Source organism: Kordia sp. (assembly GCF_050633145.1).
GTDB lineage: Bacteria > Bacteroidota > Bacteroidia > Flavobacteriales > Flavobacteriaceae > Kordia.
The window spans coordinates 21,712-34,084 of sequence record NZ_JBOEFY010000018.1 but is presented as its reverse complement, the minus strand read 5'-3'; the positions used below and the strand labels follow the sequence as shown (position 1 = coordinate 34,084).

The window sequence follows — 12,373 nt, the reverse complement described above, 5'->3', positions numbered from 1 at the left end:
ACATAGTATTTCTGATTAGAAGTAAAGATAATTTCAATTTATGATAACCTCCAAAGAAGAAGTAACAGCACTTATTGTAATTGAAAAACTAGATACGTTCTGGACGCATTTTTTGTGTTTTCTCAACAAGAATAAAAAACGATATGGAAATCATTCTTCAAAAGAAGTTCGACTTTGGCAGCATACTAGTTGGACAGCAAGTTTGCATTCGGTCTTTATTTTTACATTCAACAACGATAATAATTTAGTACATGTTCGTAGCAAGCTTAATATTTTTGGAAAAGTGTTTTTCTTAGGAATATTTACAATACTGCTTTCATTTTTTTCGTGGAAGCTCTATACCTTGTATAAAAATGAACGTTTTTGGTTATATGCATCTATTATTGCTGTTTTTATGATATTGTTTGTTGTGCTTTGTAAAGCAGTTTATGAAGGCGAAAAGCGTATTCAGCAAAAAGCTATTTTTGAGAAATTAGCAATTGATATGACAAATAAGCATATTGATAATGAACATTGGCTGTTTCGTATTTTTATTCGCATTCTTACCTATCCTATTGGTTTGGGTACTTTGTATGCTAGTATTTTTCATTTTTTTCCAACTCAACAATACGAATATGCACTATTAGGAACGACAATGGTTTCTGCGTATTTTATCACAGATATTATTTTACTTTTTAAACGAAAGAAAAAAACAGATGAAGGAATGGTTTAAATATGAATATGGCTATGTAAATATTGATGCCGAAAATCTATACTTTACAAATACTGGAAATTGGTCAGAAGTTAAAGGGTTGGAAGAAAAAGGTATTCAGAAACAAAACTCATTTAGGCAATTTAGAATGAAAATCATCCCTTTTGTTCTTATTCTAATTGCTGTTTTCCTTTTTTTATTTCAGTTTGATAATAATAAGATTAAATTCTCAACAATTTTTGGAGTATTAGCATTGGCATTTGCTTCGAGAAAGTATTTAAAAAGAGAAATTGGTAAAAAATTTAAACTTCCTATTTCGAAAATCGAAAATATTACATTTCGGGGAGAAGCAGCTACTGTGACTTTTCGAGATGGAGAAGGCAAGTTAACTGAGGAATTACTTGAAAAACTTCCTAGCAAAGGGATGAAACTATTGGAAGAATTAACTTTATTAAAACTATGAAGTATAAATCATTTTTCAGAAGTTTTAAATACAATTCCTATAACTTACTGATAAAAAGTAATCCTAATTATTAAAGAATTGGTAATTGTTGAGGCTACTAAAATGAGTAATCAGAAAAATTTATACTATCGATACTACCGAAAACATATTTGAACATTTTGAGCAATACATTAAACTTTCCGATAAGCTTAAAGCTGAATTGAAAGATAAATTGCACGTCGTTACGTTTAAAAAAGGCGAGCTTATTTTAGATGCAGACCAAATTTCTACCAAAAGTTACTTTATTAGAAAAGGAATATTGCGCACTTATTTTTTGAAAGATGGAAAAGAGGTTAGTGAATATTTTTGCAGTGCCAATGAATGGATAAATTCTCCAAGAAGCTTTATGCAACGCAAAAAAGACATTTATTATATTGACGCGATTGAAACCACTGAAGCTTTTTCATTGCATGTAAATGATTTGGTGTATTTGTTTGATAATTTCCCAGAAATGGAACGCTACTCACGACTTTCTATGGGAACTATTTTTGGACATTTGATGGAACGAATTACTTCGATGCGTTTTGCTTCTGCCAAAGAAAAGTATGCGCATTTTCGTGAAACTTATCATGATATTTACCATCGCATTCCGCTAGGAATGATTGCTTCTTATATTGGCATTACACAGGAAACCTTAAGCAGAATTCGCGCTGAAAAATGATTATTTGATTTATGTCAAATGTTTTGAATGTATGATACTGTTACTTTGTCTAAAAGCAAACAACTATGATTTCATCAAAAAAAATACACTTCACATTCTTCTTCATTTTTTTAATTTCTACTACACTATTTTATGCGCAAGAAACACTTTCTACTAAAAATACAGAAGCTGTTTTATATGTTGGAAACGGGCAAAACCAACCTTTAGTTGTTGGACTTGGCGGTTCGGAAGGCGGAAATGCTTGGACAAGCAATCATTGGAAAAAAACCAGAGATCAGTTTATTGAAAAAGGCTATGCGTTTTTAGCTATAGGGTATTTTAGTGCAAAAAATACACCGAAGCTTTTAGAAAAAATTGCTATTGAAGATATACACAACGCTATTTTAAAAGCAACTCAACATACAAAAGTAGATGCAGAACGCATTGCCATTGTTGGCGGTTCTCGTGGTGGCGATTTGGCTTTGTTAGTTGCGAGTTATTACGATGATATTGATTGTGTTGTGGGAATTGTGCCAAGTCATGCTGTATTTCCTGGACACACCAATCATTTTACAAGCTCATCATGGACATTTAATACTACTGAGTTACCTTTTGTACCTGTAAATGAAGCAGCAGTTCCTTTTATGATGAAACGTGATTTACGCGGTGCTTTTGAAGCGATGTTACAAGACAAAGAAGCAGAAAAGAACGCTTTGATAAACGTTGAAAAAATACAAGCGCCTATTTTGTTAATTTCTGCAACCGAAGATGAAATTGCGCCTACAACACCAATGTGCATTAAAATGATGAACAGATTGAAACAATACAATTTTCAATACGATGCAGAACATATTGCGATTGTAGGTTCGCACACAGCACCACTAGCCCATTTTGAATTGGTTTTTAATTTTTTAAAACATACATTTCCTGTAAAGAAGTAATTCGTCTTTTCTATTAATTTTTGGCATTGTTTGTGTGGTTTTATTACAAACATTAACGACCAATTTTATTATGAAAAACCGACTACTTTCCTTTGTAATTTGCGTGCTTGCAAACACAAGTTTATTTTACACTTTAGCACAATCCAATCCAAATAATTTGTTTCAAATAGGAACGAAGGATAGCATTTATTCAGAGATTCTTACTGAAAATAGGCGTATTTGGGTTCAAGTTCCTGAAAGTGCTAAGATTGCTACAAATCACCCAAAAACATATCCAGTAGTGTATATTTTGGATGGCCGTGTCCATTTTTTATCTATTTGTGCCGTGCTGAATCAATTGGCGCCAGATACGGTTCCTGAAATGATTGTTGTTGGTATTGAAAATTCTGAAAACAGAACTCGCGATCTTACACCAACTAAAGTAAAAGAAGCTAGGGGTTCATCTGATTGGGTAAAAGATTCTGGTGGCGGAGAAAAGTTTACTGATTTTATCGCAAAAGAATTGATTCCATATATAGATAAAAAGTATCCAACTACAAGCCATAAAACATTAATTGGACACTCTTTTGCAGGATTATTGGTTGTAAATACCGTATTGAATCATCCTGAATTGTTTGCTGATTATATTGCTATTGATCCTAGTTTATGGTGGGATAATGAAGTATTAAATTCACAATTAGCCAAGCGTTTATCTGATAAAAAATACAAAGGAAAATCATTGTTCCTTTCTATGGCAAATCCGTTGCCTCCAGATACAGAAAAAGACTTGAATGTACTTGTTAAAGACACTACTTTTAGAACCGAAGGTTTGCGTGCAATCTATAATTTTACGAAGATCGCTTCAGAAACAAAATCAAGTACTTTAGAGTTTGCATACAAGTATTATGAAAATGAAAACCACGGAACAATTCCTTTAATTTCTTTATATGACGGAATGTATGCGCTGTTTCCTTGGTATAAAATGAACAGTAGTTTTGTGGATGTTTTAAGAGATCCTGAAGCTGATGCTAAAGCAGTAAAAAAAGCATTTGACGATCGGTATAAAACACTTTCTAATCATTTAGGATATACACTTTATCCAGAAGAAGATTTGTTGAATAATTTAGGCTATATGTTTATGTCTAATGATCCAAAAAAGTCATTCCTGTTTTTTACCATGCTTATTGAATCGTATCCTAAAAATGCAAATGGATATGATTCTATGTCAGATTATTACATTTCTCAAGGTGATACTAAAAATGCCATCAAATATGTAGAGATTGCTTATAAAATAAGTGGTGGGGATTATCATAAAGAGAAACTTCAAAAATTAAAAAAGAAGTAATTTATTTTATTGTAACTTCATAAGATGAAAACAATCACACCTTTTTTCCTTGTTATTTTTCTAGTATTATTTTCTGCTTGTGAAGAGAAGGTAAAGACAGTTCCTGAAAAAGAACAGCAACCAAAAGTTTCAAAAGATACTGTTTCACCAAAAGTCAATTCTCACGAAAAAAACATTGAAAAAAACACATTTGATGTTGAAAAATATGCCGAAAAAATTCTTGAAAACAAAGTGTATCCATCCGACAATGATGAAACCTTTAATTATCTAGATACTTTTTTGAAATTTAATTCGGACGAATTAGATCTTCATTTTAAAGTCTTTAGAGTGATTGTACAAAAATCTGATGGCGCTTTGGCAGAAGTAATGGGTCAATATATTTTTTCTTTTATAAAAAGAAGACCTAATTATTTTCTAAAAGAATACGCTACTTTCAATAAGAAAGAGCAAAAACAATGGATTCATCATTTAGCATATGAGTTTTATTTTAATGAAGATTCCGTAACTGTTATTGAAGATGAGTTTAATCGTATATTAGATTTTATTCCTTCTCACCCTGAGAAAATTGAAATGTTCAATCTTAAGAACGAAATTATAAAGGAAACTCAAAATAGCATTATTGATACTGATGCTACTTCCTATCAAGATAATCTTACTTCAAAGTTAAAAGAGAAAGTTACCCGATTAGCGGCATTGAAATACAACTATCAACTGAAAAGTTTAGATACGGTAGTTTCTAAAAAAACCATTCTTTTAGGAGGTTTGAAACGTTTGATAAAATTACGAGATACCGTTTATAAAGATATAGATTTTACCATTTTTGAAAAGGAAACGCATCAAATGTCAACGTCGTTTTTAAAAGGAACAAAGCCAATGCCACAAACTACAAATTTGTATCCTAGAGTCACCGTAGAAGAATATATTTTTAAAACTCCTGAAAGTGCTCAAAACGCACTAAATCTGCTGGGAAAATTAAAGAAATACAGAGGTTTATGGACATATATTGGTAAAGCACCACACGATTTGTTTCGAGAAGAAAATCGAATCTATTTTATGAGTACGGGCGGGCATTATATGATGGGAATGGAAAAAGATATTATTTCATTACTTAAAGAATAGTCTGTATGAAAAAGTATTTCCTGTTATTTTGTGTATCATTATTTCTTCTTTCTTGTAAAAAGAAATGTATTGTCGTTGAAGATTTTATGTTAGCTGAATCTGAGTATACAATTTTACCTTTTAGTGAAAATAAATACTATATTTTTAAGGATGTAAAAGAAGCAACACTTTCAGATAAAGAATTAATTGAAATAGAAGTTTTATTTCAAAAAATGGTGACTGAACATAATGAAAGACAAGTGAAATGGCTTGCAAAACACAACAAAGAAAATCCAAAAAATCAGTGGGAAAAAACTGGTTACGAATTAGAAACAAAAGGTTTTAAACGCCAATATTTACCAGTAATCAACGAAAAAGGTGAAAAAGAAGTATGGATTAACTTTTTTTGTAATGATCCAAAAGATGTAAGTTGGAAAACCGAAATATATGATTCAGGAATGGCAGATGGTGGAAATTGTTTTTATCGTTTAAAAATAAACTTAGCTACAAAACAGGTATATCATTTATTTATTGACTCACATTCACCATAGTATTCTGCCTCACTTCTATTATACTCAATGTAACACTTAAGAAATCGAAATTTCGACGAAGACAACAACAAACTTAATCAATCATAGACAACTGAATTCGTTTTCGCGCTTCGTCAACCTCAACAACAGTAACCGTAACATGCTGATGTAATTTTACCACCGAATTGACATCGCTGATAAATTCATTGGCAAGTTTTGAAATGTGTACCAAACCACTTTCTTTGATTCCTATATCGACAAAACAACCAAAGTTGGTAATGTTATTGACAATTCCCGGCAAAGACATGCCTACTTTTACATCGGAAATAGTTTTTACATTCGGGTCAAATTCAAAGAGTTTTGCTGCTTTCCGCGGATCAACTCCTGGTTTTTCCAATTCTTTGATAATGTCATTTAAGGTTGGCAAACCAATGGTTTCTGTACAATAATTCTCCAATTTTATATTGCTTAAAATAGCTTTATTTCCAATTAATTCATCCACAGAAATCTTAGCATCTTTCGCCATTTTTTCTACGATGTGATAACTTTCTGGATGCACCGTAGAATTATCTAACGGATGTTTGGCATCTGTAATTCGCAAGAAAGCGGCAGCTTGTTGAAACGCTTTTGGACCTAATCGCGGTACTTTTTTTAAACTACTGCGAGAATCTATTTTCCCGTTTTCGGTTCTGTATTTCACTACATTTTCTGCTAAGTTTCCTCCAATTCCAGATACATAACTCAGCAATGCACTACTAGCAGTATTTACATTGACACCGACTGCATTTACGCAGCTCATGACAACTGTATCCAATTCTTCTTTTAGTTTTGTTTGATCGACATCATGCTGATATTGTCCAACGCCAATTGATTTCGGGTCAATTTTTACAAGTTCGGCTAACGGATCTGTCAAACGTCTTCCAATAGAAACGGCACCACGAACAGTTACGTCATAATTTGGAAATTCGGCACGTGCAATTTTTGATGCTGAGTAGACTGATGCACCAGCTTCATTGACGATAAAGACTTGCAAATCGCGATCAAATTGAATCTTTTTAATGAAGAATTCCGTTTCGCGCGAAGCAGTTCCATTTCCAATAGCAATCGCTTGAATTTTATAGGCATTTACCAACGATCGTATTTTTTTACCTGCTTCAGTAATTTTTCGCTGCGGCGGATGTGGATATATATTTTCGTTATGCAATAAATCGCCTTTTTCATCTAAACACACCACTTTACAACCCGATTTAAAACCTGGATCGAGTGCCAACACACGTTTTTGTCCTAATGGCGCGCCGAGTAATAGTTGTTTTAAATTATCGGCAAATACTGAAATTGCCGTTTCGTCTGCTTTTGCTTTTACATCGTTCATCACTTCGTTGACAATTGCAGGACCAAGTAAACGTTTGTACGCATCTTCAATAGCAATAAAAATTTGATCGGTACAGGAAGTAATGTCCGTTTTAATGATAATTCTGTCCATTAAATCAATGGCTTCTTCTTTGTCAACGGCAACTTTTAGTTTGATGAAACCTTCTTTTTCGGCACGTAACATGGCTAGCAATCTGTGTGAAGGTGTTCTGTGAAGCGATTCGCTCCAATCAAAATATTGTTTGTATTTCTGTGCTGTATCGTCGTCTTTTTTTGCTTTGACTACTTTGGTTGTAATCGTAGCTTTCCGTTGATAGAGGCGTCTTATTTTATTTCTAACGTATTCGTTTTCATTAATCCATTCTGCCATAATGTGTCGCGCACCTTCAATCGCTTTTTCTACCGAAGCAACTTCTCCTTTTACAAAACGTTGTGCCGCATGGTCTACATCCTCATGTTGCTGTTTCATGATGATTTTTGCCAATGGTTCCAATCCGTTTTCTTTGGCTACCGAAGCTTTGGTTTTACGCTTTTTCTTGTATGGTAAATATAAATCTTCTAATGCTGTGAGTGTTTTTGCTTGCGCAATTCGTTCTTGTAGTTGTGGTGTTAACGCATCTTGCTCAGTAATCGCTTTTAAAATAGTTTCTCGTCGTTTTTCGAGTTCTTCAAAAGCCGTTTTTAGCTTTACGATTTGACCTATTTGTACTTCATCTAAATTTCCTGTCATTTCTTTTCGATAACGCGATATGAAAGGAATTGTACAATCTTCGTTTAGTAGTTCAATGGTTTTTAGAATGCTTTTTTCTGGTATTGAAACTTGTGATTGTATGTATTGAAGTTCGGTCATGAATGTGCTCTTTTATTTGAAAGATTGAAAAGTACTTCAAAATTCTTTTTTTACCACGAATTCATGAATATTTTTTTGGAAACTTGCTTAGATTGTTAGACACGCTTTGCTCTTGGATCGGCTTTGCCTTTTAGATCGCTTCGCTCTTGGTATTTTGATAAGTAAACTTTTGTGTGAAACTTCTTTTTCAAATTAACAAATTGAATTAGACGTGCTTTGCTCTTACTAAAGAAATTTCTTCTAAAAACAACAAATCCCAACATTGCTGTTGGGACTTTTTTTGTTTAGAAAAGATCAAATATAAATTCAATAGCAGTTTTCACGCACTAGTTTTATTTTAGTTTTCGGGTAATTGTTCTTGTATTGGATGTGTACTGAAATTCAAAGAATTTCCTGGATGAGCCAGCACGTTTTGCAATATATATGGAGTGTCTGGTTCTATTCCGCTATATTGAGAACTTCCATTCATGTCAATATCATTCATATTATATCCTAAAACCTGATAGGTCGGAAAATTTAGAAAGTTTCCTGAATCATTTAATACACTCGATAAGATACTTGGTGTATCAGGACTCGTTCCTGAATATTGCACCAATTGATCGTTATTTACATTACCAGCCCAAAGTGCTACTATATTTGGAGAACCAATTATAGTTGCTTGCGCATTTGTACCAAAAGTAATTGGAGTGGTACTATTTGTAAAATCAACACTTATTGGTGTCTTTGATAATGCTATTGTATTGGCACTCATAATCCCTAAATGATTCCGATGTTTTACAACGACATAAAAATTATTGTTAGGTTGTGAGAAAGGTACATCTGATACACCATCAACAGCTACGATATTTCCATCGCGCTGTAATAACGCCGATTTTGCTTCTGTAATTACAGTATTATCTGTAGCATCTCTTAATTCTACCCAAACCCAATCAACAATATCGTCACTTATTGGTCCAGTTCCATCAGTTCCTCCTGTATTAAAAACGGTTGCGTTACAAATTAACCCATCTGCATAAGGTGAAGTTGTAGGGATATAATTAGCATCTCTTAAGTCATCGCGCATTAAACTAGTATCATCTACATCTGGATTCATAAAAGTGCCTTGTAGATATACTTTAGCATTAAGAATAATAGGTTCAATAGCAGTACCTTGTACTGTAAAATCATAAATTGCTTCGTCACAATCATTACTTGTTATACTTATAGTAGCAGTATCATTTGTAACAACAGCGCTTGGCGTATAACGAACAGTAAATGTTGTTGTTCCTCCTCCTAAAGTTACAGGAGAAACAGGAGCTGCAGTTACTGTAAAATCGGTGCTGCCTGAAATAGATATCAATGGTGTGCCAGATAAGATTAAATCTTCATCTCCTGTATTTTCTATAGTAAATGTGCGTTCCAAATAATCACCAATATAAACATCTCCATATGCTGTATCATCTGCTGCATCTGGTATAATGTCTCCATTTGTAATAGTAACAGCATTACCCAATACATTTATTTCTGGTGCAGTTACTGTGACTAACTGAGAGCACATAGCTGTATTACCAGCATTATCTGTAACAGTCCAGATAACTGTAGTATCTCCTATAGGAAGTATAGCAGGTGCATCATTTGTAACCGATGCTATTCCGCAATTGTCTGATGTAACTGGTGTGCCTAAATCCGTATTGTTAGCAGTGCAAAGTATTTCAGAAAAACCAAAAGCCACTTCACCTATTGCTACAAAACTTAAAGTACTATGGTTGCTTAAAACATTAAATTTAATATGAGTAGCACTTATGGTAGGGAAGTTAAATATTTCAGGAGTAAAAGTTGTTGTTACTTGACTAAAATTAGTCGGTGTATCTGGAATAAGTGTAAAGTTAATTCCATCTGTAGAGGCTAATATTTCAACTCCATTTACACCTGCGCCATTAGCACCTCCTGTGGCTCCTCCATAATTCCAAAAAGATAAAGAGTTTACAGATTGTAACCCGCCAAGATTAAATGTAATTTCTCCAGAAGTACCTTGGCCTGCCCAAATACTAGAACCTTCAGGTCCGTCTAGAATTTGATGACCAGCTGTTAGTGAAGGAAAAGATGATAACCCAGAGCCATTTATCATATTAAGAATTTGTTCGCTAATAGGTTCACCATTAGGACCTTGAAAAGTTGTAAATGTAGTTGCTGCACTTATCGGGTTTATGATTGTGGTATTTAATGTTGTTGTTACAATATCAGAAGGACACGTAATCGTAGGGTTTTCAGTATCAATATTTATTGTAACTAATTGCGAACACATAGCTGTATTACCAGCATTGTCTGTAACTGTCCAAGTAACTGTAGTATCTCCTACTGGAAATGTAGCTGGTGCATCATTGGTTATCGACGCTATTCCGCAATTGTCGGATGTAACTGGTGTACCCAAATCGCTAGGGCTACAGGCTGTTACAATATCTAAAGGACACGTAATCGTTGGGTTTACTGTATCGTTTACAGTGACTAATTGAGAGCATGTAGCAGTATTACCAACAGTGTCTGTAACGGTCCAAATAACTGTAGTGTCACCTACAGGAAATACAGTTGGCGCATTATTGGTTACAGATGCTACTCCGCAATCATCTGATGTAACAGGTGTGCCTAAATTTACGTTGTTAGTACTACAAAGAGTTTCTTGAAATCCAAAAGCGACTTCAGCTATTCCAACAGCAGGTCCACTACCTGGACCACCACTACCTGTATAACCATGATTACTTATGATATTGAATTTAATATGAGTAGCATTTGTAGTTGGGAAGTTGAAAATTTGAGGTGTTAATATTGTAGATGCTTCTGCAAAATTAGTAGGCGTATCTGGAATAAGTGCAAAGTTAACCCCATCTGTAGAAGCTAATATTTCAACTTGATTTACTCCTAGCGTACTAGAACTACCGCTAATATTCCAAAAAGACAAAGAGTTTACAGGTTGTAACCCACCAAGATTAAATGTAAGTACTCCAGAAGTACCAGATCCAGTCCATGTTCTACTAGAACTACTACCGCTTTGGTGAGTGGCTGTTAGTGATGGGAAAGACGATAATCCAGATCCGTTTATCATATTAACAAGAGCTTCATCTATTCCACCTCCAGTTTGACCAGGTGCTGGTGGAACTGAAAATGTAGAGACTATACTTGTTGGATTTATGATTGTGCTAGTTGCGACTACAATATCTGAAGGACACGTAATTGTGGGGTTTTCAGTATCGTTAGTAATGGTTACTGTAGGTGTATTGGTCATTACTTCTGAAGTTTCATAAGTTGTCCAACTGGTATTGATTAAGGTTCCGTTGTTTCCGTTTGGAGATAGGTCAGTAACAATACTTCCTGTTCCTTCTTCAAACCCATAAGCTGCAATCAACCCTGTTTCGGATCCTGTTAAAAAACAACTGTTCATTTGGTTTAGTATTTCAATACCCGTTTGTGCAGTATTCCAAACACTTACTTCATCTATTTTTCCCGTGAAATTTGAGCTTCCTGCTCCAGATCGATCACCAATCCACAATTCATTTTGAGATGCTAGTGCATCAGTTATCAATCCGGTTCCTGCTGTACTAAACACTGCAACTCCATTTATATAGAGAATAATTAAACTTGTAGCATTATCGTAGGTTGCTGCAACATGAGTCCATTCGTTTAAAGGCACAGTAGCACCTGAATCTATCCAGTTCCAATTTGGAGAAGTATTATCTATTGCAATAGCAAGTTCACCATTTCGTAAACCCATTTCGTATTCTCCTTCTTTATTAATAATAATATCATAAGCTTTAAAAGCTGTAGGGTATATCCAAGCTTGCATGGTTAATGCTCCCGATACTTCTAAAGAAACATTTGCACCACAATTTATATACGCAGTTGTACCGTTAAAATCTAATGCGCCAGAAGTTTTTGTAGCATATACATTATAGGTTTTATCTGCAGTTATGGTTTCAGAAGTAAAATTTATTTGATTTCCTGTACCAACTATAGGACCTTCAATACTAGAATTATCTGCATCATCACGTAAAAAATAGTTAACTCCAGTTTGAGAAGAACCTAAAGACACTACAACATCTGCACTACAAGCATCAGTAGTTGGACTTGCTATTACTGTTTGGTCTATAATACATTGAGCTTGTATTGTTATTGAACTTAAGAATAAAAAAAGAATAAAAAATAGGGTTGGCTTTGGAAGCATAATTTTGGATGGTTATTATGGGTTTGGTTTACTATACCTATTACACAAGATCTATATATCATACAAATTGATAGTAACACAAGAAACAACTTTTAAATCTTAGAAAGGGAAATTTAATTACTTATATTTCAAATAGTTATTATTTAATCAGTACTAAAACCCAAAAGGCAGAAATTACACTACTAACTTAGTATTGACATTTGTTCTTGAAGGTTTTATCCTGCTTTTTAT

The 12,373-nt window shown here is 33.8% G+C and carries 9 protein-coding genes; 7 read left to right on the top strand and 2 right to left on the bottom strand.

What is annotated here, in order from left to right:
- The first annotated feature begins 40 nt into the window (after positions 1–40).
- From ACRBBL_RS09140 to ACRBBL_RS09110, 7 genes are all read left to right on the top strand, one after another.
- Positions 41–712, top strand: coding sequence for a hypothetical protein (locus ACRBBL_RS09140; protein WP_431368732.1), 672 nt, complete (start codon positions 41–43; stop codon positions 710–712).
- On the top strand, positions 696–1,154 hold the full coding sequence (locus tag ACRBBL_RS09135) for a hypothetical protein (RefSeq protein WP_431368731.1): 459 nt from the start codon (positions 696–698) through the stop codon (positions 1,152–1,154). Before ACRBBL_RS09140 ends, ACRBBL_RS09135 begins: the two co-directional genes overlap by 17 nt.
- A 199-nt stretch (positions 1,155–1,353) precedes the next feature.
- A complete protein-coding gene (locus ACRBBL_RS09130) occupies positions 1,354–1,854 on the top strand; it encodes a Crp/Fnr family transcriptional regulator (RefSeq protein ID WP_431368730.1) in 501 nt (166 codons plus the stop codon).
- Between the two features lie 65 nt (positions 1,855–1,919).
- Positions 1,920–2,774 carry an acyl-CoA thioester hydrolase/BAAT C-terminal domain-containing protein gene (locus ACRBBL_RS09125; RefSeq protein ID WP_431368729.1) on the top strand — a complete coding sequence of 285 codons (855 nt, stop codon included), beginning with the start codon at positions 1,920–1,922 and terminating at the stop codon, positions 2,772–2,774.
- Between the two features lie 70 nt (positions 2,775–2,844).
- Positions 2,845–4,098 (top strand): alpha/beta hydrolase-fold protein, encoded by a 1,254-nt coding sequence (locus tag ACRBBL_RS09120; protein ID WP_431368728.1) that lies wholly within the window; start codon positions 2,845–2,847, stop codon positions 4,096–4,098.
- A gap of 24 nt (positions 4,099–4,122) precedes the next feature.
- Positions 4,123–5,217, top strand: coding sequence for a hypothetical protein (locus ACRBBL_RS09115; RefSeq protein ID WP_431368727.1), 1,095 nt, complete (start codon positions 4,123–4,125; stop codon positions 5,215–5,217).
- A 5-nt stretch (positions 5,218–5,222) separates the two neighbouring features.
- Entirely contained in the window at positions 5,223–5,747 is a 525-nt protein-coding gene (locus ACRBBL_RS09110) for a hypothetical protein (protein WP_431368726.1), read from the top strand.
- 73 nt (positions 5,748–5,820) lie between these two features.
- Here ACRBBL_RS09110 and ACRBBL_RS09105 read toward each other — a convergent pair whose 3' ends face one another.
- Both ACRBBL_RS09105 and ACRBBL_RS09100 read right to left on the bottom strand, forming a co-directional pair.
- The gene (locus ACRBBL_RS09105; protein WP_431368725.1) at positions 5,821–7,947 is read right to left on the bottom strand and encodes a Tex family protein; all 2,127 of its coding nucleotides are present in this window, start codon (positions 7,945–7,947) and stop codon (positions 5,821–5,823) included.
- Between the two features lie 337 nt (positions 7,948–8,284).
- Positions 8,285–12,142, bottom strand: a complete 3,858-nt coding sequence (locus ACRBBL_RS09100; RefSeq protein WP_431368724.1) for a LamG-like jellyroll fold domain-containing protein — start codon at positions 12,140–12,142, stop codon at positions 8,285–8,287.
- Positions 12,143–12,373 lie beyond the last annotated feature (231 nt).